Below are 25,682 nucleotides of genomic sequence, written 5' to 3'. Positions count from 1 at the left end.
AGTTCTCAAACAACAGGCACATCCGGCCTACTCGGAAAAACCATTCCCAACCGGGAACTTTCTTTTCTTTTCGCACCGCTGTGGTGTTTTACTAGGTTATTCCATCTTTTCGTTTTCCGCAATTCGGCGTATTTCCCGAAATTTGCTCGAAACAATTAGATAATGCCACACGAAAACGAAGCTCTTTCACAGCAGAGCCGTGAACCAGCTTTTGTTTTGTGTGGTTTGGCCACCGTCCCGGGGATCTCCGGAAGGTCTAGCTTCCGGCGCCCCAACCGCGGCGACTCCAATTACTTTACACACCCCCGGGCACCCGTGCAAGCCGGCCGGGGTGTGACGTCCTGCACCCGCCGGCAACGGCCCAAACGCCGCCCCGCAGAGACTGGGCAAACAGCAGGAGGCCGGCTCCCAGACGGGAACCGGCCTCCTGCTTTCACGTACTCCTAACCTGTGACTACTACCGTCGCCAGGTTGCGCTTGCCGCGGCGCAGCAGCAGGTACTTGCCGTGCAGCAGCTCGGACTCGTTGATCACGGCGTCGATCTCCGTGACCTTGCGGTTGTTCACGTAAGCGCCGCCTTCGGTGATGGTCCGCCGTGCTTCGGAGTTCGTCTTCGACAGTCCGGTAGCTACCAGGAGGTCAATAAGCCCCAGGCCGGCGGCATTCACTTCAGCGCGCGGCAGTTCAGCAGTCGCCGCCGTGAGGGTCGCTTCGTCCAGTTCCTCAAGCGAACCCTGTCCGAACAGTGCGGCCGAAGCTGCAATAACCTTCTCGGTCGCTTCGGTGCCGTGGACCAGTGAGGTCACGTCGTAGGCCAGGGCGCGCTGGGCTTCCCGCTTATGCGGGGCTTCCTTCACCGAACGCTCGAGTTCTTCGATTTCAGCCTTGGTGCGGAAGGTGAAGACCTTCAGCCGGTCGATCACGTCCGCGTCGGCGGTGTTCAGCCAGAACTGGAACATCGCGTACGGGCTCGTCATGGACCCATCCAGCCAGACGGCGTTCCCTTCGCTCTTGCCGAACTTGGTGCCGTCCGAGTTGGTGATCAGCGGGGTACCCAGTGCATGCACTGTGGCGCCTTCCACCTTGCGCACCAGTTCAGTGCCGGAGGTCAGATTGCCCCACTGGTCCGAACCGCCGGTTTCAAGCACGCAGTTGTAGTCGCGGTAGAGCTGGAGGTAATCCATACCCTGCAGCACCTGGTAGCTGAACTCGGCGTAACTGATGCCCTCATCGGAGTTCAGGCGTGAGGCAACGATTTCCTTCTTGACCATGGTGCCCACCCGGAAGTGCTTGCCGATGTCGCGCAGGAAGTCGATGGCGCTCATCGGCGCCGTCCAGTCCAGGTTGTTCACCATCCGGGCGGAGTTCTCGCCCTCGAAGCTGAGGAAGCGCTGCACTTGTCCCTGCAGGTAGCCAACCCACTCGTTGACCGTCTCTTTGGTGTTCATGGTGCGTTCCGCCGTCGGGCGCGGGTCCCCGACCAGGCCGGTGGAACCGCCCACCAGGGCCAGCGGCCGGTGGCCGGCAAGCTGCAGGCGGCGCATGGTCAGCAGCTGGACCAGGTTGCCCAGGTGGAGGCTGGGCGCTGTGGGATCGAAGCCGCAGTAATACGTGACCGGATCCCCGGCGAGCAGCTTCTCAAGTTCCGCCTCATCGGTGGAGAGCTTGATCAGCCCACGCCATTTCAGTTCCTGCCAGATGTTGGCAAAGCTCGGATCGTTCTGCTGGGCAGCAAGGCCCTCGGGGGTCTGGATATTCTGTGGCACGCCTTCTAAATTATCAGGATTCGCTGCCGTCGATGCCCGCCGGGATGCCGTGCTCCGCAATAAGACGCAGGCGCTGGGTGGGACGGGTCATGGCGACGTACAGGTCGCCCACCTTGCCGGCGGCCGCGGTGAGCAGCTCAGACGGCTCCAGGATGACGACGGCGTCGAACTCCAGGCCCTTGGCTTCCCGCGGGGAAATCACCACGATGTCCTGGCTCAAGCCGCCGGCACCGGTGCCAACCCGGTTTCCGTACAGTGCAGTGACTTCCCGGCGGACGGTTTCCAGCCGGTGGTCCTCGGTGATGACCGCCAGCAGGCCGCCCTCGATTGCAGCGAGGTCTTCCGGAAGCGTCTCAAGCAGCCGCGGCAGCAGCCCGCCTTCGGGGACGGTATCCAGGAACGGCGGCCACTGCCCTTCGCGCACGGCCTTGGGCGCCGAGACCACCAGACCTGCGGCGTTGGCCATGCGCACGGCCGCTTCGGCGATCTGCGCCGGGGTCCGGTAGTTGACCGTCAGCTCTTCCAGCGTCCAGCGCTCCCCCACGAACGGGTCCAGCGCCTGCTGCCAGGAGGTAGCGCCGGCTGCGGAGGAGGTCTGCGCGATGTCGCCCACCACGGTGAAGGACTTCAGCGGGCAGCGGCGCATCAGCAGGCGCCACTGCATGGCGGAGAGTTCCTGTGCCTCGTCCACCACCACGTGGCCGAATGCCCACGTGCGGTCCACTGCTGCGCGGTCCGCGGCGGTGAGGCGCTGCTCGGTGGCCATGTTGTGGTTGGCCAGGTCCTCGGCGGAGAGGATGCCGTGGGCACCGGAGTCCTCCAGGAACCCTTCGGTGTTTTCGATGGCGCGCTCGGCGTTGGCCAGGTCCCGCTTGCGGGCTTCTTCCAGCGCGGCGCTGTCCCGGCCTGCGGAGGCGTCGAGTTCACCGAGCAGTTCCGCCGCCTCATCCAGCAGCGGAATATCGGCTTCGGTCCACGGCGCGTCCGGGCTGCGCCGCAGCGCGTCCCGCTCGGCCCCCGTCAGTTCCGGGGCGGCAGCTTCCAGCTGGCCGGGCTTGCTGAAGAGTTCACTGATGAGCTTCTCCGGAGTCATCGGCATCCAGCACAGGTTCAGGGCCACCCGCACGTCGCGGGAGCTGCGCACGTCTTCAGCCAGGTAGGCGCGGTCGGTGCTGTTGCCGGCTCCGGCCGACTCTTCGAGGATTTCCGTCATCTGGTCGGTGAGCTCGCGCAGCAGGATCTTCACGAAGGTCACGCGGGCCTCGTTGTGCGGCTTGCCGGTAGCGCGGGCGCGGTCCCGGGCACGGGAGACCTGCTTGGGGGTCAGTGTGACCCAGGTGCCCTCGATGTTCAGCCGGCGCGGCTCGGTGAAGTTGCGCTGGCGGTTCGCGACCGCCCGGACAACGACGTCGGCCATTTCCAGCCGGCCCTTAATCTCCGCGGCGGCGGCCGTGTCCTCGCCCGAGGCGATGATGCCGGGCATCAGCTGGCCCAGGCTGGACATAACGACACCGGTCTCACCGAGGGAGGGCAGCACACGTTCGATGTAGCGGATGAAGGCGTTGGACGGACCCACCAGCAGCACGCCGGCGGACTTCAGCCGTTCACGGTGGGTGTAGAGCAGGTAGGCCGCGCGGTGCAGGGCCACAGCGGTTTTACCGGTGCCCGGGCCGCCCTGTACCACCAGGGTGCCGGGCAGCGGAGCGCGGATAATGCGGTCCTGCTCGGCCTGGATGGTGCCGACGATGTCCGACATCTGCCCGGTCCGCTTGGAGTTCAGGGCAGCGAGCAGCGCACCTTCGCCCTGCAGGTCCTGGCCTTCTTCGAGCATTGAATAGTCCAGCACGTCATCTTCCAGGCCCTGGACCTCGCGGCCCTTGAGCATCAGGTGGCGGCGGCGCCGCACACCCTGCCGCTCAAACGCGGTTGCCTGGTAGAAGGTGCCCGCTTCCGGGGCACGCCAGTCCACCATCAGCCGCTGCAGGTCCGCGGTGGACAGGCCGATGCGGCCGATGTAGCGGGTCTCACCGTCGTCGAGGTCCAGCCGTCCGAAGACCAGCCGGTCATCGACGGCCATGAGCTGCGCCAGGCGGTCTTCATACATGGTCGCGAACGCATCACGTTCGGACCGGTTCTGGTGTGACCCCGCGGAGTGGCTGCGGCGCACCTGGGCCAGCTGCTCACGTTTTTCCTCGCGCAGCTCATCGAGCCGGTGGTACAAGCCGGCCACGTATTGGCGCTCGTTTTCCAGCTCCGTATGGGCCGAAGACTCTTCAGGCATGTTCGCGTTCCCTCTCGCAAAGGCAGACCGTCAAGTTTACCGTGCTTCGGCACATTTTGTATGCCCTGTCCAGAGTGCGGCCCTGCGGCGGAGTGCCGGAGCCCAAAAGGCTAGTACGTGCGCAGGGAATGGACGTTGTAGCCGGCCAGGTTTTCGCGTCCGCCAAGACCGTCCAGTTCAAGGACGACGCCGATGCCGGCAACGCTGGAACCGGCACGTTCGATCAGCCGGGCAGTGGCGCCCAGGGTGCCGCCGGTCGCTAGGACGTCGTCAAGAACCAGGACCCGGGAGCCGTGCGGAATGTCGCCGATGTGCACTTCGAGGCTGTTGGTGCCGTACTCCATGGAGTACGTCTCGCTGTAGGTGGGGCGCGGCAGCTTGCCGGGCTTGCGGACGGTAATCACGCCGTTCCCGGAGGCGTAGGCTGCGGCAGCCGCCAGCAGGAAGCCGCGCGCTTCGACGCCGGCCACGAAGTCGAAGGTTCCCTCAAATTCGGCCAGCAGGGCGTCAACCATGCCGCGCAGCGCCGGTCCGTCAGCGAAGACCGGAGTCAGATCGCGGAATGTCACTCCCGGCGCCGGGTAGTTCGGGACCACTGCGCAGAGGCGGTCAATGGTCTCGAGGATGGATTCGGCCGGTACTGCTGAGCCGGCCAGGGGTGCTGAAGCTTCGTCTTTCACCCATCTACCTTACCGGGCCCCGGCCCGGTAAGCCCCGCCCAGCGCCTGTCCGGGGCTGCGCTGCTGGTCACAGGGGTGCCGGATCAGCCCGTTTTCGCGGTGCCCCCGCCGGGCGGCGGCGCTTCACGGCCGGACGGTACTTGGAGACCGTTGGATCCCCGGTGAGCCAGTAGCGCCACGGGTAAGCCTCTCCCCCGCCTTCACCGCTGACCCCGACCCGCGGACCGCGGGAGATCCGGGATGGGTCCGCAGGTTCGGGCGGCAGCTCAAGCCGCAGCGGTCCGGTAAAGACGTCAGCTCCGTTCAGTTCGCGGTCGATGCCAAGCGCCTGTGCCAGCCGGGCCGGTCCGCGGGCCAGATCCAGCTGCGTCCTGGGTTCCCTGCGCCGAAGACGTGCCAGCCCGTGTCCCTCGACAATCTCGCCTGCCCGCAGCAGCAGCCCGGTTGCCTGGCCGGCTTCCCCGCACACCACGTTGGCGCAGTAGTGCATGCCGTAGGTGAAGTAGACATACAGGTGCCCGGCCGGTCCGAACATGGTGGCATTGCGTGCGGACTGGCCGCGGAACGCGTGGGACCCGGGATCCGCTTCGCCCAGGTACGCTTCCACCTCCGTGATCCGGACAGCTACCGGGCCTTCGGCTGACTCCCGGTGGAGCACGGCACCCAGAAGCCAGGGAGCGGCTTCGGTCGCGGGGACGGCCAGGAGGCTGCGGGGGTCGGAAACGTCCATTCCCTTACCGTAAAGGGCGGGCGGTCCGCTCGAAAAACTCAGAGCGCAGTGCGGTAGAGGGCTTCCAGGGCGCGCAGCCGGTGGGAATTGGGATGAGGTGTGTCGCCTTCCAGCCGGACGGCCGCTGAATCCAGGGCCAGGTGCCACGCTGCCATGAGGGCCGCGGTGTCTTCCGCTGAGCCGCCCTCCACGCGCTGCCGGACGTGCAGTTTCGCCAGTCCGCCGTCGTCGCGCACCTCCATGGCGGCTTCCTCACCGACGCGGAGGTTGCCGCTGGACGCTTTAACGGCGGCGCCCACATCCTCCGCCGGCGCGTTGTACCAGCGTTCGAACTCAATGCTCCTGCCGTCCGGGTTTTCCACCACCTTGCCCATGGTGGGGCTGACGTCGAATTCCCTCGAGTACGCATCGCGCAGGAACTCCCAGGACCCCGGTTCCACTTCGGGCGGCGGGTCCCCGGCGGCGACTGCCGCGAAGGCATCCATGATTCCCTGCCAGCCCGCGCTGCCTTCGGCCAGGAAATCGGCGGTGTCCGAATGCGCGCGGAAAGTCAGCAGGGAACCGCCGTCGGACTCCAGAACCTGCCAGTCCAGCACCGATTCCTCACCGAGTTCGTCATCCCAGCTGATTTGGAGGCTGGAGCGCGGATTGAGCTGCAGGACGGTGCCCGAGACACCGCTGCCGCCCTTTTCAAGGGTGTACTCCTTGCCCAGTTCCCAATCCGGATGGATGGACCCCAGCCACTGCTCCACCTTCCGGGGATTGGTCAGGACGTCCCAGATGTGGGCTGTGGGGTAATCAAGCTGTTTGTCGAAGGCCAGCACCCACCCGTCGGTTACCTTTTCGATCCGGCCCTCGGGAACCGGCCGGGGCCCGGGCTCATGCCCGCTTCCCGTTGGCTGCGCTTCTGACATGGCGGACCTCCCGTAGCTGCGGATCCTTGCCATTCCAGCCTAGATTGGCCGCCGCTGCTCCGGAAGGGCCGCAGCATCCGCTCTATTTCCCTGCCCCCCCTGTATCCACAAGGCGAACCGGCACTCCGTCTCGATCCGGCCACGTTTGGTCACATTCCCGAATATTGGAAACAGTTACCGCATGTTGGTGGCATCATGGCGGAGATCACATCAGCAAAAAAAGGGGGTGAAACGGTGGCAGCAGAGCGTTCCGGCACAGCAGCCAAGGCACTGGGCCTGCTCGAAATCCTCGGCAGCTGCCCTGACGGCGCGACGGCGAGCGACGTCAGCCACGCTGCGGAGATACCGCTCAGCACTGCCTACAGACTCCTTAATACCCTGGTGGACACCGGATACGCAGAATACGAAGCAGACCAAAAGCGGTACCGGCTGGGGCTGCGGATCTACCAGCTGGGCCAGAAGGTGGCGCATGCCCGGGGGTTCGCCGGCACGGCAATACCCATCCTTCGCCGACTCACCGCACTGACGCGGGAAAGCTCTATTTTCCATGTGCTCCATGACGGACAGTCCCTGACGGTGCACAAGGTGGACGGGCCACAGTTCCGCACCACAACCGACCCCGGCGACAAGGTCCCGCTGCACACCAGCGCCTCCGGCAAGGTCCTGCTTGCCTTCAGCAGCCGGGAGACAAGCGCCGCCCTTGTGAGCGCCCTGGACCTGGCTCCGCGGACGGCAGCGTCCATGACCGACAGGCAGGCGCTGTCCAGGCAGCTGGAAGAGATCCGCCAGCAGGGCTGGGCCGGGCAGTCGGAAGAAAATGATCCGGGAATGGCGGCAATCGCGGTCCCGGTTCAGTCAGGGCTGCTGATCGGGGCACTGACTTTGGCCGCTCCGGTGTTCCGTGCCGGCATCAGCGAACTTGAGCGCCATTTGCCGTCTCTGCAGGAGGCTGCCGAGAGGCTCTCGCTTCTGCTCCCACAGCGGTATTGAGCGGAAGAACGGCCCGCCTTGACCGGCAGGTCACAGTTTGACCGCATCCTTGCGGATGCGGAATGTGTGAATTAGATTACAGCCAGTGTGCGTTTAATGAACATTTGTTCGCATAGCGCGCAGTAGCAAATCTGGGGGCTCGACCGGGTGTCATTGACGACAGCCGGAGCGCGTCCGCCAGCCTTACGGATGCAAAAGGAGCTTCTACGTGAAAAGACTCACCAAGTCACTGGCCATAGGAACCATCGGGATCCTGGCACTGTCCGGATGCGCCTCCGGGAGCGGCAGCGACTCCGGCGAGGAGTTCCCGGCCCAGGACATCAGGCTCACTGTCCCCTGGGCAGCCGGCGGCTCCGGTGACCTGACTGCACGCACGATCGCCCCGCTGCTTGAACGCGAGCTCGGCGTGGATGTCATTGTTGAGAACCGTCCCGGTGCCAACGGTTCAGTTGCTTACAACTGGCTCAAGGACCAGAAGCCCGACGGTTACAACCTCTCGATGATGGGTGTCGAGGTTGCCACCCTCCAGTTCCAGGACTACGACATCGATCCGGCCAACTACGAACCCATCGGCCAGGGACTTTCCGGGCCCGGCGCCATCGCGGTCCCCGTGGACAGCCCGTTCGAAACCCTCGAAGACCTGATCGAAGCCGCCAAAGCCAGCCCCGGGGACATCACTTACTCCAGCCCAGGTGTGGGCTCGGTCTGGGACTCCCCCGCGCAGGGCCTTCAGGAACTGGCCGGCATCACGCTGACCTCCGTGCCGTTCGACGGCTCTGCCCCCGCTGTGGCCGCCGTTGCAGCCGGTGACGCGGACTTCTCCATCGACGCGATCGGCACACAGAAAACGCAGGTCGACGCCGGCAAGCTGCGCTACCTGGCCATGCTCACGGATGAGCGGGACCCCAAGAATCCTGACGTGCCCACCGCCAAGGAGTCAGGAATCGACCTGACCAACGCCTCCTGGGTGGGCATCATGGCCCCCGCCGGAACCCCCGAGGAAGTAGTCCAGAAGCTCTCGGAGGCCATGGGTAAAGCCGTCGAGGATCCCGAATACCGCACCGTGATCGAGAACTCCAACCTGGTGCCGACCTTCAAGGATTCCGATGAGATGAAGTCGTTCCTGGAATCTGAAGCAGACCGTTACGGCCCCTGGATCGCGCTGGCCCAAGGCAAGTAGTCCCCAGCATCCGGGTCACCGGGCCGCACATGGCCCGGTGACCCGGATGCAGCAAAGGAACCCAATATGAGCAATCACGAATCTGCCGTTGAAGGCGATCCTGCCGAAACGGAGCCGGGCCAGGGCGACCTCCTCCAGAACCCGGCCGTCCTGGTCACCGACAGGGCTCACCGGCTTCGGGAACTGGTCCCCGCAGGTGTCACCGTGGGACTTGGCATAACGGTCCTGATCCTGGCCCAGGACATCAACTCCGGTGTCCGGGTGGAACTTGGCCCGCCGTTCTGGCCCACCATGCTGGCCTGGTGCCTCATCGCATGCGGAGTGCTCATGGCGGCAGTCAACGTGCTCCGCGGGGTCAGCAGCACCAACGTTCCGGACCCGATTACGTCCTGGGGACTCGGCCGGCTGGCTGGAACCGCCGGCATCCTGGTGGCCTACCTCCTGCTGTGGAATGTCCTGCAGTTCTGGCTGATCACGTTCGCCGCCACGGCGGCGCTGACGTTCCTCTACGGCGGACGGGGCTGGAAGCCGCTGCTGATGTTCCCGGCCATCGTCGCGGCCATTCTCCATTTCCTCTTTGTCGTCGCATTGCGAGTGAACCTATGATTTCGATTGCCGCTTCCCCCGTTACAGACGGCATCATGACCGTCCTCCAGGTAGACACCCTCCTCTACATTGGGCTCGGCATCGCCGTTGGCATGCTGGTCGGCGCGTTTCCGGGTGTCACCGCAACCATGGCGGTTGCCCTCGCCAGCGGCTTTACGCTGACGCTTGAACCCATCCAGGGCCTGGCGGTCCTGCTGACCATCTATGTTGCTGCCCAGTTCGGAGACAGGGTGCCGGCCATCCTGATCAACACTCCCGGCACACCGGCCTCCATCTCAACGACCTTTGACGGCTACCCGCTCGCGCTGAAAGGCCAGGCGGGCCTGGCGATGACGACGTCGGCGTTCGGCTCAGCGTTCGGCATGATCACGGGCATTATCATCCTGGCCGTCGCAGCGGTGCCGCTCTCCGAATTCGCCCGCCAGTTTGGTCCGCCGGAGATGTTCGCCCTCGTGGTGTTCGGCTTGACCATGATGGTGGGAGTCTCCTCCGGACGCATCATCAAGGGCCTGGCCGCGGGCGCGTTTGGCCTGCTGCTCTCAACCATTGGCCGTGACCCGATCACCGGCGATGCGCGCTTCACCCTGAACATCCTGGAGCTCAACGGCGGCATCCCATTCATCGCCGTCATCATCGGGTTCTTTGGTGTTGCTGAAGTACTGAACCAGATCCTGACCAGGCGCCGTCAGGAGAACCATGTGAAGCCGGTGACCCAGATGGGCCGCTGGATGCCGGGCGGCAAGCTTATGCGCCGGCTCCTGAAGCCCATGGGCATCGGTGCGGCTACCGGTTCCGTTGTGGGTCTGGTTCCCGCGGTCGGCGGCGACATTGCCGGCGTCATCGCCTGGGAAAACGCCCGAAAGGCTTCCAAGCATCCCGAGGAATTCGGCAAGGGCTCCCTGGAGGGCCTGACCGCCGGGGACACGTCCAGCACCGCAACGCTGGGCGGCAGCGTCACCACCACAATGGCCCTGGGCGTTCCTGGGGACTCCGTCATGGCGGTGATGATCGGTTCCATGATGATCTGGGGCATCCAGCCGGGGCCGGCGCTGTTCAGCACCCACCCGGATCTGGTCTCCTCGCTGGTGACCATTATGCTGATCGCGACCATCCTGACGCTGGGCCTGAGCCTGGTGCGGATGCGCGGCATGGTACGGCTGCTGGAACTGCCGAGCCACTACCTTTGGGTGATCATCCTGATCTTCTGCATGGTTGGAACGTATTCCATCAGCAACAGCGTCTTCGACGTGTTCATGATGATGATCTTCGGAGTGATCGGCCTCTTTATGCTGCGCTTCGGGTTCCCTGCCGGACCGGCAGTTCTTGGCCTCATCCTCGGACCGCTGGCCGAAGCGAACCTGCGCCGGGCCCTGATCACGGACGGCTGGAACTCAGTCTTCACCAGTCCGATCGCGCTGGTGCTCCTCACGATCTCCGCAGCTGCGCTGATTGTCCCGCCGCTGCGCCAGCGGGCCAAGCGCCGCCGGCTGGCCGCGTCCCGCGTTCCTGAGCAGACGCCGCTTCCCTAGCGGACAGAGCAAGCCCCCCGGGCGGTTGCGCTGACCTGGCTCCTGCCGGTTCAGCAGCATCCGCCCGGGGCTTTTCGTTTTGAACGCCGGCCCTCACTGTGGCCTGCGGGCCGGATACCGGTGCCTGATGTGCCGGTTTACCGGATCCGCCTGCCAGAACTCCACTTCCTGCGGTGCCAGCGCGTAAAGCTGCCAGTGCGGGTTCTCCGAGCCGTCAGCGCCGGGACGTTCGTTCCAGTCCCGGGCGGAGGCTTCGGCACTGAGCTGCACCACGTTTCCTGCCACCCGCACCTGGCGCCCCTGGGCGTACCAGTAGAAGTTCATGGCGGCGCGGGGATTCTGCTCAAGTTCACGGCCCTTCCGAGAGGAACGCGAGGTGGCGAAGTGCCAGCCGTCGGCGTCGAGGTCCTTCAGGATGAGCATGCGGGAGGAGAGGTTCCCCGCGGAGTCGGCTGTGGCGAGGGAGAAAGCATGCGGCTGGGGTACGCCGGCGGCCAGGGCGTCGTCGAGCCAGCTCAGGAACAGCTCGGCCGGGTCCTCCGGTGCCTGCTCCGGGTCGAAGCCGGGCAGGCCGGAGGCGAAGTCGGGAAGGGCCCGCAGCGTGCGGCGCAGGTTCGGGTTGGGCATGGCTCCACGCTAGCGCCCTTCGGGCAAACGAAAGGCCAGTTACGGCTGGTTTGAGGGCTCAAACCGGCCGTAACTGGCCTCTCGATGGGCGGGTTAGGCGGAGAAGGCGCGGGCGGCGTCGAGCTGCTTCTTCAGCTCGGCCAGCTGCGACTCCACGGCCGAACGGGCGGTGCCGCCCTGCGAGCTGCGGCTGTCCAGCGACCCCTCGGTGGAAAGGACGGTGCGGACTTCCGGGGTGAGGTGCTCCGAGATCCCGGCGTAGTCTTCATCGCTCAGGTCCCAGAGTTCGACGCCGCGGGATTCGGCCAGCTTCACGGCGGCACCGGAAAGCTCGTGCGCCTCGCGGAACGGAACTCCCTGGCGCACCAGCCATTCGGCGATGTCCGTGGCCAGCGCGAAGCCCTGCGGCGCCAGGGACTGCATCCGCTCGGTGTTGAAGACCAGGGTCGCAATCATGCCGGAGACGGCCGGGAGCAGCAGCTCCAGCGTGTCCGTGGCGTCGAAGACCGGTTCCTTGTCTTCCTGGAGGTCACGGTTGTACGCCAGCGGCAGGCCCTTGAGCGTGGCCAGCAGCCCGGTCAGGTCGCCGATCAGGCGTCCGGCCTTGCCGCGGGCCAGTTCGGCCACGTCCGGGTTCTTCTTCTGCGGCATGATCGAGGAGCCGGTGGAGAAGGCGTCGTCCAGCGTGACGAAGGAGAATTCCTTGGTGGCCCAGAGGATGATTTCCTCGCTGATCCGGGACAGGTCGACGCCGATCATGGCGGCAACCCAGGCGAACTCGGCGTAGACATCACGCGAGGCGGTGCCGTCGATCGAGTTCCAGGCTGCGGAGTCGAAGCCCAGGTCTGCTGCGACGGCGTTGGGGTCCAGTCCCAGGGAGGAACCGGCCAGTGCACCGGAACCGTACGGGGACACCGCGGCGCGCTTGTCCCAGTCGGCCAGGCGCTGCACGTCGCGCAGCAGCGCCCAGGCGTGGGCCAGCAGGTGGTGGCTGAGCAGCACCGGCTGGGCGTGCTGCAGGTGGGTGCGGCCGGGCATGGCCACCCCGAGGTGCTTTTCGGCCTGCTCCACCAGCGAATCGACCGTGGCCAGCACGCCGGCGGCGATGATCCGGGCGTGGTCGCGCAGGTACATCCGGCCCAGGGTGGCGATCTGGTCGTTGCGGGACCGGCCGGCGCGGAGCTTGCCGCCCAGCTGCGGGCCGGCGCGTTCGATCAGGCCGCGTTCCAGAGAGCCGTGGACGTCCTCGTCGGAGTCTGCGGGGAGGTAGGCGCCGGAGCGCACATCGTTATCGAGCGCGTCCAGTGCCTCCAGCATGCCGGCCAGCTCGGCGTCGTCGAGCAGGCCTGCCTTGTGCAGCACCCGGGCGTGCGCCCGGGAGCCGGCGACGTCATAGCCGGCAAGCCGCCAGTCGAAGTGGGTGGACTTGCTCAGGGCTGCCAGTGCGTCGGCCGGACCGCCGGCGAAGCGGCCGCCCCACAGTGCACCCTGGACCGTGGAGCCGCCGGCTCCAGGCGTTTCGATTGACGGCTTGCCGTTGACCATGTTTCTTACTTTCCTTCTGCCAGGCGCAGGTCGCGGGCGGAGGCGACCTTGGAGGACATGCCGAACAGTTCGATGAACCCGCGGGCCATCGACTGGTCGAACGTGTCGCCGGTGTCGTAGGTGGCCAGGTTGAAGTCGTACAGCGAGGACTCGGAGCGGCGGCCGGTGACGGTGGCGCGGCCGGCGTGCAGGTCCATGCGGATCTCGCCGGAGACGTACTTCTGGGTGTCTTCGATGAAGGCGTCCAGGGAGTTCTTCAGCGGGGAGAACCACTGGCCGTCGTAGACCAGCTCGGTCCAGCGCTGGCCCACGGTCTTCTTGAAGCGGGACTGCTCGCGCTCGATGGTGACGTTCTCGAGTTCCTTGTGCGCGGCGATCAGCGCCATGGCACCGGGAGCTTCGTAGATTTCGCGGCTCTTGATGCCCACGAGACGGTCTTCGACGATGTCGATGCGGCCGATGCCCTGGGCGCCGGCGCGGCGGTTCATCTCCTCGATGGCCTGCAGCGGGGTGACGGGCTTGCCGTCGATCGCTACCGGAACGCCTTCCTTGAAGGTGATGACCACTTCGTCAGCGGCAATGCCGGAGGCGGGGTCGGAGGTGTATTCGTACACGTCCGGGGTGGGGCCGTTCCAGATGTCTTCCAGGAAGCCGGTTTCCACGGCGCGTCCCCAGACGTTGGCGTCGATGGAGAACGGGTTCTTCTTGGTGGTGACGATCGGCAGGTTCTTTTCCTCGGCGAAGGCAATGGCCTTGTCGCGGGTCAGGGCCAGGTCGCGGACCGGGGCGATGCACTTCAGGTCCGGGCCCAGGGTCTGGATGCCGACCTCGAAGCGGACCTGGTCGTTGCCCTTGCCGGTGCAGCCGTGGGACACGGTGGTGGCACCGAATTCGCGGGCAGCGGCGACCAGGTGCTTGACGATCACCGGGCGGGACAGTGCGGAAACCAGCGGGTAGGAATCCATGTACAGGGCGTTGGCCTTCAGGGCCGGCATGGCGTACTCGGCGGCGAATTCGTCGCGGGCGTCAGCCACGTAGGCTTCCACGGCGCCGCAGTCGAGGGCACGCTGGCGGATGGTCTCCAGGGATTCTCCGCCCTGTCCGACGTCGACCGCCACGGCGATGACCTCGGCGCCGGTTGCCTCGGCAATCCAGCCGATGGCTACAGACGTATCCAGGCCACCGGAGTAGGCCAGAACAATACGTTCGCTCACGAATGTGCTCCTCTTGCGATTGGTGCAGCGCGCACGCTGCGGGTTGGTTGTAAAAGTGGGGGAAAACCTGGTTGGGAACGTCCGCCGGTCCAGGTTCTACAGTATGCGATTGTCAGGGGCCTGCCCGCTGGCGGTTGCCTCGTCCGCGATGGAGAGGAAACGCGCCGCCAGCTCCGCACCGCCGTCGGGCTCCCGGGTCACCAGCAGCACGGTGTCATCCCCGGCCAGGGTGCCCAGGATGGACGGCATCACGGAGTGGTCGATGGCCAGGGCCAGGAAGTTCGCGGCGCCGGGCGGGGTGCGCAGTACCACGATGTTCCCGGAGGCCTCCGCTGTGACCAGCAGCTCGCCGCACAGCCGGGCGAGCCGCGCGTCGAGCACTTCCTGGCTGATCCCGGACTGCGGGGTGCGTTCCCCGCCCTCGGCGGGCACGGCGTAGACCAGCACCCCGTCCTTGCCGCGCATGCGCACGGCGCCGAGCTCCACCAGGTCGCGGGAGAGCGTGGCCTGGTTGACCTGCACGCCGTCATCGGCCAGCAGGGCGGCCAGTTCCGCCTGCGACCGCACCGACAGCCCGGTCAGCAGCGCACGGATGCGTGCCTGCCGGGCTGTCTTGGTGGTGGGCATGGTCATGCCGCTTCCTCCGGGATCCCGGTCAGGCCGGACCTCGCCATCAGCCAGACCATCAGTGCCTTCTGGGCGTGCAGCCGGTTTTCGGCCTCGTCCCAGACCACGGACTGCGGGCCGTCGATCACATCGGCGGAAATCTCGTAGCCGCGGTAGGCGGGCAGGCAGTGAAGTACGACGGCGTCATCCGCGGCCTGCGCCATGGCATCGGCGTCCACGGCGTAGCTGCGGAACAGCTCCTGCCGTTCGGCCTTCTCTTCTTCCTGGCCCATGGAGACCCAGGTGTCCGTGGCGACGACGTCCGCGCCGGCCAGTGCCTCGGCGGCGTCGGTGGTGATCAGCACCGATCCGCCGGTTTCCTCGGCGCGGGCTGCGGCGGCGTCGACGATTTCCGGGTTCGGCAGGTAACCCACCGGTCCGGCGACGCGTACGTGCATCCCGGCGGTGACACCGGCCAGCAGGTAAGAGTTGGCCATGTTGTTGGCGCAGTCGCCCAGGTAGGTCAGGGTGAGGCCGGCCAGCGTGCCTTTGTGCTCACGGATGGTCATCAGGTCCGCCAGGAGCTGGCAGGGGTGGTAGTCATCGGAGAGCGCGTTGATGACCGGAACGGAGGAGTTCGCGGCCATTTCCTCCAGCCCGGACTGGGCGTAGGTGCGCCAGACGATGGTGGAGACCATGCGCTCCATGACCTTAGCGGTGTCCGTAATGGATTCCTTGTGGCCCAGCTGGGACTCCCCCGCCCCGATGATCAGCGGCACGCCGCCCAGATCGGAGATGCCGGCGGCGAAGGACACCCGGGTGCGGGTGGAGGTCTTGTCGAAGATGACCGCCACGGTCTGCCGGCCGGAGCCTTCACCGGCGTAGGGCTGGTATTTCCAGCGGTCCTTCTTCAGGGCGTCCGCGAGGTCCAGGACTTCAGCCTGTTCGGCCTGGGTCAGGTCGGTGTCAACGAGGAAGTGGCGGGTCATGGCTGTCCAATCGTCGTGGCCGCGGCGGCCTGCAGGATGGCGGGTAGCTTCTCCAGGAAGGTTGCTGCCTGGTCGGTGGTGAGGATCAGCGGCGGAGCCAGGCGCAGGGTTGCCGGTCCGGTGGCGTTGATGATAAATCCGGCTTCCAGCGCTGCCGGGACGGCTGCCGGGGCGATTTCAGCTTCCAGGTCGACGCCGATCAACAGGCCTTCACCGCGGACTTCCTTGACGCCGTCGACGGCGCGCAGGCCCTCGCGGAGGAAGTCGCCGGTGGCGCGCACGTTTGCCATGACATCCCCGGTTTCGATCGCGGCGAGCGTGGCCAGGGCGGCGGCGGTGGCCACGGGATTTCCGCCGAACGTGGTTCCGTGCTGGCCGGGTGTCAGCAGGGCGGAGACCTCGGGGCCGAAGGTGATCAGCCCGCCGATCGGGAAGCCGCTGCCCAGCCCCTTGGCCACGGTCATGGCGTCCGGCAGCACGCCCTCGGACGCGAACCAGCGTCCGGTGCGGCCAATTCCGGTCTGGACTTCGTCGAAGACCAGCAGCGCACCGGCGTCGCGCGTGATTGACCGTGCCGCTTCCAGGTAACCGGCCGGCGGCACCTGCACACCGGCTTCGCCCTGGATGGGTTCGATGAACACGGCGGCGACGGTGTCATCCACCGCGGCGCGCAGGGCATCGACGTCACCATACGGGATGTGCTCGACGCCGCCGGGCAGCGGTTCGAACGGCTCGCGGTAGGCGGGCTTGGCGGTCAGCGCGAGGGCTCCCATGGTGCGGCCGTGGAAAGCACGGTCCATGGCGATGATCCGGGTGCGGTTGCCGGCGGAGTTGCGCCGGGCCAGCTTGAACGCAGCTTCGATCGCTTCGGTGCCGGAGTTGGAGAAGAAGACCTTGGAACCGGCGGGTGCCTGGGCCAGCTGCAGCAGTTTCTCTGCGAGGGCCACCTGCGTGGGACTGGTGAAGAAATTGGAGATGTGTCCCAGGGTGTTCAGCTGGCTGGCGATCACGGAGGTGACAAACGGGTGGGCGTGGCCGAGTGCGTTGACGGCAATGCCGCCGAGCAGGTCAAGGTAGGCGTTGCCGTCCGCGTCCCAGACGGTGCAGCCGTTGCCGCGCACCAGGACCCGCTGCGGGGTGCCAAAGACGCCCATCAGTGAGTCGGTGTAGCGGGCGAGCCACTCGCTGCCGGAGCCGGCCGCGTCTACTACTGCCGCGGCGGGCAGGATCTCTGAGGAGGTGTGGTTGCTCATGCTTCTGCTCCATCCGGAATGATCTGGGTGCCGATGCCGGCGGTGGTGAAGACTTCCAGCAGCATGGAGTGCGCCATGCGCCCGTCGACGACGGCGGCGCGGTCCACTCCCCCGTCCACGGCAGCCAGGCAGGCTTCCATCTTGGGGATCATGCCGGATTCAAGGGACGGCAGCATCTCGCGCAGTTCACCCGCGGTGAGTGCGGAAATCAGTGAGGACTTGTCCGGCCAGTTGGCGTAGAGGCCCTCGACGTCGGTCAGCACCACCAGGCGGCAGGCACCCAGGGCCACGGCAAGGGCGGCGGCAGCGGTGTCGGCGTTGACGTTGAGCACCTGGCCGGTGGGGTTGCCGTCGGCGCCGATTTCCGGGGCGACCGTGGAGATCACCGGAATCCGGCCTGCTTCGATGAGGTCCAGGATGGCGCCGGGGTTCACACCCACGACTTCGCCGACCAGACCCAGGTCCACTTCCTCGCCGTCAATGACGGTTCCGGTGCGGACGGCCTGCAGCAGTCCGCCGTCTTCTCCGGAGAGGCCGACGGCGTAGGGTCCGTGGGAGTTGACCAGGCCTACCAGCTCGCGGCCCACCTGTCCGGTGAGCACCATGCGGACGGCGTCCATGGCTTCGGGGGTGGTGACGCGCAGCCCGCCCTTGAATTCGGATTCGATGCCGAGCCGGTCCAGCAGGGCGCTGATCTGCGGTCCGCCGCCGTGCACCACGACGGGGTGGACGCCCACGTGGTGGAGGAAGACGATGTCTTCGGCGAACGCCTGCCGCAGGTCGTCATTGATCATGGCGTTGCCGCCGTATTTGATCACGATCGTGCTGCCGGCGAAGCGCTGGATCCAGGGCAGTGCCTCGATTAGGGTGGCGGCTTTGTCCTGTGCCGCTGCCTGGTCCTGCTGGGTGGCTGTGCTCATGTGCTTCTCTTCCCGCCTAGCTGCTGTACGCCGAGTTTTCGTGGACGTAGTCCGTGGTCAGGTCGTTCGTCCAGATGGTCGCGGACTCGGTGCCGGCGGCGAGGTCGATCTCAACACTTACGGCACGGCCAGTCAGGTCCACGCCCTCGCGCGGATCTCCGATGCCGCCGCCGCGGCAGACCTGGACGCCGTTGATGGTGACGTTGATGTTCTCCGGTTCGAAGGCGGCGTCGGTGGTGCCGACGGCGGAGAGCACCCGGCCCCAGTTCGGGTCATTGCCGAAGATCGCGGTCTTGAAGAGGTTGGAGCGGGCGACGGCGCGGGAGGCGTTCTCGGCGTCGGCCACCGTGGCGGCGTTGACCGTGGTGATCGCGATGTCGTGGCTGGCGCCTTCGGCATCGGTGATCAGCTGCTGCGCCAGGGAGTGGCAAACCTCGGTGAGTCCCCGGGTGAACTCTTCGGTGTCCGGGGTGGTGCCGGAAGCTCCGGAGGCCATGAGGATCACGGTGTCATTGGTGGACATGCAGCCGTCCGAGTCCGTGCGGTCGAAGGTGACGGCAGTGGCGGCGCGCAGCGCGGCATCCAGTGCGGCGGCGTCGAGATTGGCGTCGGTGGTCAGGACCACCAGCATGGTGGCCAGGCCCGGCGCCAGCATGCCGGCGCCCTTGGCCATGCCGCCGATGCTGTAGCCGGAGCCGGTGAAGACAGCCTGCTTGGAGACCGTGTCCGTGGTCATGATCGCTTCGGCAGCCAGCGCGCCGCCGTCGGAATCCAGCGCCGCTGCGGCGGCTTCGGCACCCGGAAGGATCTTGTCCATGGGCAGCTGTTCGCCGATCAGGCCGGTGGAGCAGACCAGGACGTCGTTCGCGGAAATGCCGAGCAGGTCGGCGACCTTTTCGGCCGTGGCGTGGGTGTTCTGGAAGCCCTGCGGGCCGGTGCAGGCGTTGGCTCCGCCGGAGTTCAGGAACACGGCATCGGCCCGGCCGTCGGAGATGGCCTGGCGTGACCAGTGCACGGGCGCTGCGGCGACGCGGTTGCGGGTAAAGACCGCTGCTGCTGCCTTGGCTGGTCCGTCGTTGACCACCAGGGCGACGTCGCGTCCCCCGGAGGCCTTCAAGCCGGCGGTGATGCCGGCGGCGCGGAACCCGGCCGGTGCGGTGATGCCGGCTGCTGCGTTGGTACTCATTACGGTGCTACTCCCTGCAGGCTGAGCCCAGTGGTCTCTTCGAGGCCCAGGGCGATGTTCATGGACTGGACGGCGCCGCCGGCGGTGCCCTTGGTGAGATTGTCGATCACGGCGGAGACAATCACGCGGCCGGCGTGCGGATCGTAGGCGAGCTGCAGGGCGGCGTAGTTGGAGCCGACCACCATCTTGGTGGCGGGCCACTGGCCTTCGGGCAGTACACGGACGAACGGTTCATTGGCGTAGGCCGTTTCCCAGGCCTTGCGCAGCGCCGCGGCGTCGACGCCGGGCCGGACCTTCGCCGTCGCGGTGGTGAGGATGCCGCGGGCCATGGGGGCCAGCGTCGGGGTGAAGGAAATGGAGACCTGCTCCCCTGCCGCGGCGGAGAGGCCCTGTTCGATTTCGGGGGTGTGCCGGTGTCCGCCGCCAACGCCGTACGGGCTCATGCCGCCCATCACTTCGGAGCCGAGCAGGTGCGGCTTCGCGGCCTTGCCCGCGCCGGAGGTGCCGGACGCTGCCACGATGACGACGTCGTCGGGCTCCAGCAGGCCGGCTGCGAAACCGGGGGTGAGCGCCAGCAGCGACGAGGTGGGATAGCAGCCGGGAACGGCGATCCGGCGTGCGCCGCGGAGCAGGTCGCGGTGCCCGGGCAGCTCGGGCAGGCCGTAGGGCCAGGAGCCGGCGTGCGGGGAGCCGTAGAACTTTTCCCACGCGGCGGGATCGGTGAGCCGGTGGTCAGCGCCGGCGTCGATGACCAGGGTGTCTTCGGGCAGCTGGGCGGCGATCTCCGCGCTGGCGCCGTGCGGCAGGGCGAGGAAGACGACGTCGTGTCCGGCCAGGTTTTCGACCGTGGTGTCCACCAGGATGCGGTCGGCCAGGGAGTGCAGGTGGGGCTGGAGTTCGCCAAGCCGGGAACCGGCGTTGCTGTGGGCGGTGATGGCTCCAATTTTGACGCCGGGGTGGCCGGCGAGCAGGCGCAGGACCTCGCCGCCGGCATAGCCGCTGGCACCTGAAACAGCTACGGAAATCGTCATGGCATCCACCCTACAGCAGTTTTATGCATGAGGCTTCATAATTATGCAATGTGACTCCGGCGGGCCTGGATCCGTGCCTCCCGGCGGCTGCCGCCCTACGATGGGTTCGCGAACCCGTTTACCGCCCATCCACCGGAAGAGGCATTCCATGCATAAGGCCATTGTCGTCCCGAAGGCGGGCGGACCCGAAATCCTGCGCTATGAAGACGTGGATCTTCCGGTTCCCGGCCCCAACGAGCTGCTCGTCAAGGTCGCTGCTGCGGGCGTGAACTTCATTGACACCTACCAGCGCAGCGGCGTCTACAAGATGAACTACCCCTTCATTCCGGGTTCTGAGGCCGCCGGAACCGTGGTCCAGGCGGGCATGGACGTTGCCGCTTTTGCCGACGGCGACCGGGTGGCGACCGCGGAAGGCGGCGGCGCCTACGCGGAGTACATGCTGCTGGATGCAGCCAAGGCGCTGCCCGTGCCGCGTGATGTCAGCAGCGAGGTAGCTGCTGCGCTTCCGCTGCAGGGCATGACGGCGCATTACCTGTGCAACTCCACCTACCCGGTCCAGTCCGGGGAAACCGTTCTGACCCACGCCGGTGCCGGCGGCGTCGGCCTGCTGCTGACCCAGCTGCTGAAAGCCAAGGGCGCCACCGTGATCACCACCGTTTCGACCGATGACAAGGAGGCGCTGGCTTCTGCGGCCGGTGCGGACCATGTGCTGCGGTATGACGGTTTCGCAGACCGGGTGCGCGAGCTGACCGACGGGCGCGGCGTGGACGTGGTGTTCGACGGCGTCGGCAAGGCAACGTTCGACGGTTCCTTGGCCAGCCTGCGTCCGCGCGGCATGATGGTGCTGTTCGGCGGCGCGTCAGGCCAGGTGCCCCCGTTCGACATCCAGCGGCTGAACGCCCTGGGTTCGCTGTACCTGACCCGGCCGACAATAAGGGATTACCTGCTCAGCGCCGAAGAGCGGCAGTGGCGTGCCCGTGAGCTGTTCGAAATGGTGGAGGCCGGAACCCTGGACGTGCGGATCGGCGCGACCTATCCGCTGGCCGACGCCGCCCAGGCACACGAAGACCTCGAGGGCCGGAAGACCACCGGCAAGGTGCTGCTGATTCCGTAGCATTCGCCCGGGTGGGGGTTCTGCTGCCGGTTTGCACTTCTGCTGCCGGTTGTAAGCGGCAGCAGAAGTGCAAACCAGTCGGATCTTCCTGAACCGGCAGCGAATTGCCCCGGCCGCAAGACACGAAACCTTCCGCACGTTCCAGCCCAAAGGCAAACGCGTGGCGGGAACCCTGCTGTTGCTGGGAGCAGTTGTCGCCCCTGTAGCTCTTTACGTCAGTTCGATTCCGGGGCACGGTTGGATAGCGATCGGATATCTGCTCCTTGGCACGGGAATGACCGCCCCGCTCCTGGTGGCGAACCGCAAAGCCAGTTCGGCAGATCCCGTGGACAACCGTCCGTAGCGGAAGGCGGCAGGAATATGCAGTCGGACCCGGCACAGGAAACCCTGGCACAGCGGATCCGGGCGAACCTCGCCTCGCACCAGGACGTCCGGGAGAAACGTATGTTCGGTGGCCTGTCCTTTATGGTGGACGGTCAGCTGGCGGTAGCGGCCGGCAAAGACGGAGACCTGCTGGTGCGTGTTGACCCGGCGCAGTACCAGGACCTGCTGATCGCCGGCGGGCAGCCTGCCTACATGGGCGTGGGCCGGCCGATGGGCGAGGGCTGGATGAACGTGCCCATGGAAAGCATCGCGGATGACGAAGCGCTGGCCTGGTGGATCGCCGTCGGACGCACCTCCCGCAGAACCTAGCCCGGAAACGCGAAAAGGCCCCGCCGGAATCATCCGGCAGGGCCTTTCTCAGCTAGGCGGAACTACCGCTGCACGGCACCAAAACGCTCGGCTGCCAGCGCGACGGCGGCGGCGCGGGATTCGGAGGCCTCATCGGCCGTCAGCGTGCGGTCCGGCGCCCGGAAGCGCAGGGCGAAGGCCAGGGACTTGTGCCCCGGCTCAATGCCCTTGCCCGTGTAGACATCGAACAGTGCGATGTCTTCCAGCAGCTCGCCTGCTCCTTCGCGCAGGGTTTCCAGCACGGACTCAGCCGGGATCTCCGAGGCCACGATCAGCGCCACATCCTGCGTGGTGGCCGGGAAGGTGGAGATTTCCTTCGCCACGATCACGTCCGGTGCGGCGTCGAAGAGGGCATCGGCGTTGAGTTCCAGTGCCACGGTGCGGGCCGGCATGTCCCGGGCTGCGAGCAGCTTCGGGTGCAGTTCCCCCGCGTAGCCGACGGTTTCGCCGCTGCGCAGCGAGATCTTAGCCGTGCGGCCCGGGTGGAAGGCCTGGTGTTCGCCCTGGCTGATGACCAGTTCGACGCCGAGCACGTCGCCCATGAGCCGGGCGGTGTCGACGGCGTCGGCCCAGTCCCAGTTGCGCGGGGTGTGGCCCGCGCCGGCCGGTGACTCATGGCCGGTGAACAGCACGCCGATGTGCAGCGGCTGGTCCGGAATGCCGTTGTACAGGCCGTCCAGGACCTCTTCGGACGGCTTGATGCCCAACGGCGGAATCGCCTCCGTGCCGTTCTGTTCTCCCGTGAGGAACACGAGCGCGGATTCGAAGAGCGCCAGGTCGCGGAAGCCGCGCGAAAGGTTCCGCTTGGCGACGTCGAACAGGCCCGGCAGCACCGAGGTGCGCAGGTAGCCGAACTCGGCGGAGAGCGGGTTGGCCAGCTTGACCGCCGAGCGCTCTTCGCCGGCAACCGGTGTGCCGAAGGTGTTGTTGTCCGCTTCGGTGACGAAGGGGTAGGACAGCACTTCGGTCAGGCCCGACGCCGCGAGGGACTGCAGCAGGCGGCGCCGCTGCTGCTGGATGCGGGTCAGGCCGCGTCCGGGAGGCGCCACCGGAAGGGTGGAGGGAATCTTGTCGTAGCCCACCAGCCGGATGATTTCCTCGGTCAGGTCCTCACGGGTTTCCAGGTCGGTCCGCCAGCTCGGAGGAACAACCCGGAAGCCGCCGTCGGCCTTTTCAACGTCCGCACCCAGATCGGTGAGGGTGCCGGTGATCTGCTCTTCGGTGAAGTCCAGGCCGATCAGCCTGGCCGGGAAGTCCGCAGGCAGGAAGATGCTGCGGGTTTCCGGGGCGGTGCCGGCGTCCGTGATGGACTCGTCGGCGGTGCCGCCGGCCAGTTCCACCAGCAGATCGACCGCGCGCTGGGCAGCGATGTCCGCCACGTACCAGTCAACGCCGCGTTCGAAGCGCTTGGAGGCTTCGGACGGGAGCTTGTGGCGGCGGCGCGAGCGGCCAATCGAGACTTCCTCGAAGTGTGCGGCCTCGATGAGCACGTTCTGCGTGGCGTCGGAGACCTCGGTGGCGGCCCCGCCCATCACGCCGGCGATGCCAATGGCACCGGAGCCGTCAGTGATCAGGAGGTCCTCGGGGTCCAGGGTGCGGACCTTGTCATCCAGGGTCTTCAGCGTCTCACCCGGGTTGGCGCGGCGGACCGTGATTTCCCCGGTGAGCTTGTCCAGGTCATAGAAGTGCAGCGGCTGGCCGAGCTCGAGCATTACGTAGTTGGAGATGTCCACGACCAGGGAGATGGAACGCATTCCGGCCAGGCGCAGGCGTGAGGACATCCACGGCGGCGTCGGGCGGGTCGGGTCCACGCCGCGGACGGTGCGGGCGACGAAACGGTCGCAGCCGGCCTTGCCGTAGATCGGGGCTTCGTCGGCCAGGTGCACCGGGAACCCGGCTCCGTCGGCTTCCGGAACCTCCACCGTGGCGGCGGGGTCCGTGAACTTGGTGCCGGTTGCGTGGGCGTACTCGCGGGCAGCGCCGCGGATGGAGAAGACGTAGCCGCGGTCCGGGGTGACGTTGATTTCCGCGGCCTGGTCATAGAGACCGAGAAGCTCCATCGCGTCGGTGCCGACCTCGGGATCGAGTCCCAGGGTGGAGAGCACCAGGATGCCGTCGTGGTCTTCGCCGATGCCGAGTTCACGCACGGAGGCGATCATGCCGGCGGAGACGTGGCCGTAGGTCTTGCGCGGGCTGATCCGGAAGTCGCCGGGCAGCACGGCGCCGGGCAGGGTCACAACAACCTTGTCCCCTACCTCGAAGTTGTGCGCACCGCAGACGATGCCCTGCACGCCGGACGGGTCAATGCCGTCACCGGTGAGTGTCTGCTCGGCACCCTCGGGCACCACGCGGACGGAGCACCAGTTGATGGTCTTGCCGTTCTTCTGCGGCTCGGGCTCCTTGGAGAGCACCTGGCCTACAACGATCGGGCCGGAGAGTTCGTCGGTGGGACGGTGGACGTCCTCTTCCTCCAGGCCAACCTTGACCAGCTCTGCCATGACGTCTTCGGCGGTTGCGTCCGCCGGCACCTGGGCATACTCGCGCAGCCAGGAAAGTGGGATTCTCACTTAGATCTCCATCCCGAAGTGTTCGCTGAAACGTACGTCGCCTTCGATCATGTCCCGCATGTCGGATACTTCGTTGCGGAACATGAGGGCACGTTCAATGCCCATGCCAAAGGCAAAACCTGAATAGACCTCGGGGTCGATTCCCGCGGCGCGCAGCACGTTGGGGTTGACCATGCCGCAGCCGCCCCACTCGATCCAGCGCGGACCACCCTTGGCACCGGGGTGCCAAATGTCCAGCTCGGCGCTGGGCTCGGTGAACGGGAAGTAGTTCGGGCGCAGCCGGACCTTGGCTTCGTCGCCGAAAAGCACCCGGGTGAAGTGCTCCAGGGTGCCGACCAGGTCTGCCATGGTCAGGCCCTTGTCGATGGCCAGGCCTTCGAACTGGTGGAACACCGGGGTGTGCGTGGCGTCGAGTTCGTCGGTGCGGAACACCTTGCCAGGGCAGAGCACATAGATGGGCAGGTCGCGCTCAAGCATGGAGCGGACCTGCACCGGGGAAGTGTGCGTGCGCATCACCAGGTGCGCCTCGGGAGGCTCCACGAAGAAGGTGTCCTGCATTTCGCGGGCGGGGTGGTCCGGCTTGAAGTTCAGCGCGTCGAAGTTGAACCATTCGGATTCGACCTCGGGGCCTTCTGCGATTTCCCAGCCCATGCCCACGAAGATGTCGCTGACGCGGTCCTGCAGGGTGGAGAGCGGGTGGCGTCCGCCCATGCTGCGGCGGCGCGGGGCGGCGGTGACGTCGACGGCTTCCTCAACGAGGATCCGGGCGTCGCGCTCGGCTTCCAGCTCGACGGTGCGGGCGGCGAGCGCCTGGTTGATTCGGCCGCGGGCGGGGCCGACTACCTTGCCGGCTGCTGCCTTCTGGTCCTTGGGGAGTCCGCCGATCTGGCGGTTGGCCAGGGACAGCGGGGACTTCTCGCCGGTGACGGCGATGCGGACGTCCTTGAGGGCATCCAGGTCCGCTGCAGAGGCGATGGCTGCGAGCGCTGAATCAACGGCAGCCGCGATGGCTGTCTCGTCGAGCGGATTGGGTGCCGCGTTGTCTGGGGAGTCCGTCCCCGGTATGGAATTCGACATGTACCGTTCTTACCTGTTTCCGGCCGTGTTGATGTGGGTTGGTTTGCGGGTTGAGCTAAATCCTGAAGTGCATGCACCAAACGAAGGGTGCCGCAGGCAAAGGCACAAAGCCTGCGGCTACCAGTCTAACCAACTCATGTTCCCC

At 66.5% G+C, this 25,682-nt stretch carries 22 protein-coding genes; 6 read left to right on the top strand and 16 right to left on the bottom strand.

Features of this window, described 5'->3' with window-relative positions:
- Positions 1-443 precede the first annotated feature (443 nt).
- The 5 genes from tyrS to ACWGQ2_RS17010 all read right to left on the bottom strand — a co-directional run bounded on the left by tyrS (position 444) and on the right by ACWGQ2_RS17010 (position 6,371).
- The gene (gene tyrS / locus ACWGQ2_RS17030; RefSeq protein ID WP_452019377.1) at positions 444-1,766 is read right to left on the bottom strand and encodes a tyrosine--tRNA ligase; all 1,323 of its coding nucleotides are present in this window, start codon (positions 1,764-1,766) and stop codon (positions 444-446) included.
- Between the two features lie 13 nt (positions 1,767-1,779).
- Positions 1,780-4,047 carry a UvrD-helicase domain-containing protein gene (locus ACWGQ2_RS17025; protein ID WP_452019375.1) on the bottom strand — a complete coding sequence of 756 codons (2,268 nt, stop codon included), beginning with the start codon at positions 4,045-4,047 and terminating at the stop codon, positions 1,780-1,782.
- A 110-nt stretch (positions 4,048-4,157) separates the two neighbouring features.
- Positions 4,158-4,703 carry an adenine phosphoribosyltransferase gene (locus ACWGQ2_RS17020; protein ID WP_452019391.1) on the bottom strand — a complete coding sequence of 182 codons (546 nt, stop codon included), beginning with the start codon at positions 4,701-4,703 and terminating at the stop codon, positions 4,158-4,160.
- Positions 4,704-4,794: 91 nt separating this feature from the next.
- Positions 4,795-5,457, bottom strand: coding sequence for a DNA-3-methyladenine glycosylase (locus ACWGQ2_RS17015; protein ID WP_452019373.1), 663 nt, complete (start codon positions 5,455-5,457; stop codon positions 4,795-4,797).
- Positions 5,458-5,495: 38 nt separating this feature from the next.
- A complete protein-coding gene (locus ACWGQ2_RS17010; RefSeq protein ID WP_452019371.1) occupies positions 5,496-6,371 on the bottom strand; it encodes an SRPBCC domain-containing protein in 876 nt (291 codons plus the stop codon).
- Between the two features lie 234 nt (positions 6,372-6,605).
- Here ACWGQ2_RS17010 and ACWGQ2_RS17005 point away from each other — a divergent pair, with 234 nt between their 5' ends.
- From ACWGQ2_RS17005 to ACWGQ2_RS16990, 4 genes are all read left to right on the top strand, one after another.
- A complete protein-coding gene (locus ACWGQ2_RS17005) occupies positions 6,606-7,361 on the top strand; it encodes an IclR family transcriptional regulator (RefSeq protein WP_452019369.1) in 756 nt (251 codons plus the stop codon).
- A gap of 208 nt (positions 7,362-7,569) precedes the next feature.
- A complete protein-coding gene (locus ACWGQ2_RS17000; protein ID WP_452019367.1) occupies positions 7,570-8,541 on the top strand; it encodes a Bug family tripartite tricarboxylate transporter substrate binding protein in 972 nt (323 codons plus the stop codon).
- A gap of 66 nt (positions 8,542-8,607) precedes the next feature.
- Entirely contained in the window at positions 8,608-9,147 is a 540-nt protein-coding gene (locus ACWGQ2_RS16995) for a tripartite tricarboxylate transporter TctB family protein (protein ID WP_452019365.1), read from the top strand.
- Between the two features lie 35 nt (positions 9,148-9,182).
- Positions 9,183-10,676: a tripartite tricarboxylate transporter permease gene (locus tag ACWGQ2_RS16990; RefSeq protein ID WP_452019363.1), complete on the top strand. Its 1,494-nt coding sequence runs from the start codon at positions 9,183-9,185 to the stop codon at positions 10,674-10,676.
- Between the two features lie 93 nt (positions 10,677-10,769).
- Here the strand turns inward: ACWGQ2_RS16990 and ACWGQ2_RS16985 are convergent, their stop codons facing one another.
- The 9 genes from ACWGQ2_RS16985 to argC form a co-directional block, all read right to left on the bottom strand.
- Positions 10,770-11,303: a pyridoxine/pyridoxamine 5'-phosphate oxidase gene (locus ACWGQ2_RS16985; protein WP_452019361.1), complete on the bottom strand. Its 534-nt coding sequence runs from the start codon at positions 11,301-11,303 to the stop codon at positions 10,770-10,772.
- A gap of 93 nt (positions 11,304-11,396) precedes the next feature.
- A complete protein-coding gene (argH, locus tag ACWGQ2_RS16980) occupies positions 11,397-12,848 on the bottom strand; it encodes an argininosuccinate lyase (protein WP_452019359.1) in 1,452 nt (483 codons plus the stop codon).
- 5 nt (positions 12,849-12,853) lie between these two features.
- On the bottom strand, positions 12,854-14,062 hold the full coding sequence (locus ACWGQ2_RS16975; protein WP_452019357.1) for an argininosuccinate synthase: 1,209 nt from the start codon (positions 14,060-14,062) through the stop codon (positions 12,854-12,856).
- Positions 14,063-14,158: 96 nt separating this feature from the next.
- Positions 14,159-14,695, bottom strand: a complete 537-nt coding sequence (locus tag ACWGQ2_RS16970; RefSeq protein WP_452019355.1) for an arginine repressor — start codon at positions 14,693-14,695, stop codon at positions 14,159-14,161.
- Positions 14,692-15,657, bottom strand: coding sequence for an ornithine carbamoyltransferase (gene argF, locus ACWGQ2_RS16965; protein WP_452019353.1), 966 nt, complete (start codon positions 15,655-15,657; stop codon positions 14,692-14,694). The genes ACWGQ2_RS16970 and argF overlap by 4 nt, the downstream gene beginning before the upstream one ends.
- Positions 15,654-16,910 carry an acetylornithine transaminase gene (locus ACWGQ2_RS16960; protein ID WP_452019351.1) on the bottom strand — a complete coding sequence of 419 codons (1,257 nt, stop codon included), beginning with the start codon at positions 16,908-16,910 and terminating at the stop codon, positions 15,654-15,656. The genes argF and ACWGQ2_RS16960 overlap by 4 nt, the downstream gene beginning before the upstream one ends.
- Positions 16,907-17,830: an acetylglutamate kinase gene (gene argB / locus ACWGQ2_RS16955; RefSeq protein WP_452019349.1), complete on the bottom strand. Its 924-nt coding sequence runs from the start codon at positions 17,828-17,830 to the stop codon at positions 16,907-16,909. Before argB ends, ACWGQ2_RS16960 begins: the two co-directional genes overlap by 4 nt.
- Positions 17,831-17,846: 16 nt before the next feature.
- Positions 17,847-19,016 carry a bifunctional glutamate N-acetyltransferase/amino-acid acetyltransferase ArgJ gene (gene argJ / locus ACWGQ2_RS16950; RefSeq protein ID WP_452019347.1) on the bottom strand — a complete coding sequence of 390 codons (1,170 nt, stop codon included), beginning with the start codon at positions 19,014-19,016 and terminating at the stop codon, positions 17,847-17,849.
- Complete coding sequence (gene argC / locus ACWGQ2_RS16945) at positions 19,016-20,047, bottom strand: N-acetyl-gamma-glutamyl-phosphate reductase (protein WP_452019345.1); 1,032 nt, start codon at positions 20,045-20,047, stop codon at positions 19,016-19,018. Before argC ends, argJ begins: the two co-directional genes overlap by 1 nt.
- A 148-nt stretch (positions 20,048-20,195) precedes the next feature.
- Between argC and ACWGQ2_RS16940 the strand changes: the two genes are divergently transcribed.
- Positions 20,196-21,161, top strand: coding sequence for a quinone oxidoreductase family protein (locus tag ACWGQ2_RS16940; RefSeq protein WP_452019343.1), 966 nt, complete (start codon positions 20,196-20,198; stop codon positions 21,159-21,161).
- Between the two features lie 360 nt (positions 21,162-21,521).
- Positions 21,522-21,854 carry a TfoX/Sxy family protein gene (locus ACWGQ2_RS16935; protein ID WP_452019341.1) on the top strand — a complete coding sequence of 111 codons (333 nt, stop codon included), beginning with the start codon at positions 21,522-21,524 and terminating at the stop codon, positions 21,852-21,854.
- A 62-nt stretch (positions 21,855-21,916) separates the two neighbouring features.
- Here the strand turns inward: ACWGQ2_RS16935 and pheT are convergent, their stop codons facing one another.
- Both pheT and pheS read right to left on the bottom strand, forming a co-directional pair.
- Positions 21,917-24,460, bottom strand: coding sequence for a phenylalanine--tRNA ligase subunit beta (gene pheT, locus ACWGQ2_RS16930; protein WP_452019339.1), 2,544 nt, complete (start codon positions 24,458-24,460; stop codon positions 21,917-21,919).
- A complete protein-coding gene (gene pheS, locus ACWGQ2_RS16925) occupies positions 24,461-25,537 on the bottom strand; it encodes a phenylalanine--tRNA ligase subunit alpha (protein ID WP_452019337.1) in 1,077 nt (358 codons plus the stop codon).
- Between the last annotated feature and the right edge of the window lie 145 nt (positions 25,538-25,682).

The sequence above is a fragment of the Arthrobacter sp. NPDC055585 genome, from assembly GCF_053619115.1.
Note: the sequence above shows the minus strand (reverse complement) of the source record. Positions and strands in the feature narration are given on the sequence as shown.

Excerpts from the sequence above, each read along its gene's own strand:
- ACWGQ2_RS16960 (WP_452019351.1), bottom strand. The coding sequence starts at position 16,910 with ATGAGCAACCACACCTCCTCAGAGATCCTGCCCGCCGCGGCAGTAGTA.
- argH (WP_452019359.1), bottom strand. The coding sequence starts at position 12,848 with ATGGTCAACGGCAAGCCGTCAATCGAAACGCCTGGAGCCGGCGGCTCC.
- ACWGQ2_RS16995 (WP_452019365.1), top strand. The coding sequence starts at position 8,608 with ATGAGCAATCACGAATCTGCCGTTGAAGGCGATCCTGCCGAAACGGAG.
- ACWGQ2_RS17010 (WP_452019371.1), bottom strand. The coding sequence starts at position 6,371 with ATGTCAGAAGCGCAGCCAACGGGAAGCGGGCATGAGCCCGGGCCCCGG.
- argB (WP_452019349.1), bottom strand. The coding sequence starts at position 17,830 with ATGAGCACAGCCACCCAGCAGGACCAGGCAGCGGCACAGGACAAAGCC.
- ACWGQ2_RS16940 (WP_452019343.1), top strand. The coding sequence starts at position 20,196 with ATGCATAAGGCCATTGTCGTCCCGAAGGCGGGCGGACCCGAAATCCTG.
- pheS (WP_452019337.1), bottom strand. The coding sequence starts at position 25,537 with ATGTCGAATTCCATACCGGGGACGGACTCCCCAGACAACGCGGCACCC.
- ACWGQ2_RS16970 (WP_452019355.1), bottom strand. The coding sequence starts at position 14,695 with ATGACCATGCCCACCACCAAGACAGCCCGGCAGGCACGCATCCGTGCG.
- argF (WP_452019353.1), bottom strand. The coding sequence starts at position 15,657 with ATGACCCGCCACTTCCTCGTTGACACCGACCTGACCCAGGCCGAACAG.
- ACWGQ2_RS17025 (WP_452019375.1), bottom strand. The coding sequence starts at position 4,047 with ATGCCTGAAGAGTCTTCGGCCCATACGGAGCTGGAAAACGAGCGCCAA.
- argC (WP_452019345.1), bottom strand. The coding sequence starts at position 20,047 with ATGACGATTTCCGTAGCTGTTTCAGGTGCCAGCGGCTATGCCGGCGGC.
- ACWGQ2_RS16935 (WP_452019341.1), top strand. The coding sequence starts at position 21,522 with ATGCAGTCGGACCCGGCACAGGAAACCCTGGCACAGCGGATCCGGGCG.
- argJ (WP_452019347.1), bottom strand. The coding sequence starts at position 19,016 with ATGAGTACCAACGCAGCAGCCGGCATCACCGCACCGGCCGGGTTCCGC.
- ACWGQ2_RS16985 (WP_452019361.1), bottom strand. The coding sequence starts at position 11,303 with ATGCCCAACCCGAACCTGCGCCGCACGCTGCGGGCCCTTCCCGACTTC.
- ACWGQ2_RS16990 (WP_452019363.1), top strand. The coding sequence starts at position 9,183 with ATGACCGTCCTCCAGGTAGACACCCTCCTCTACATTGGGCTCGGCATC.
- ACWGQ2_RS17015 (WP_452019373.1), bottom strand. The coding sequence starts at position 5,457 with ATGGACGTTTCCGACCCCCGCAGCCTCCTGGCCGTCCCCGCGACCGAA.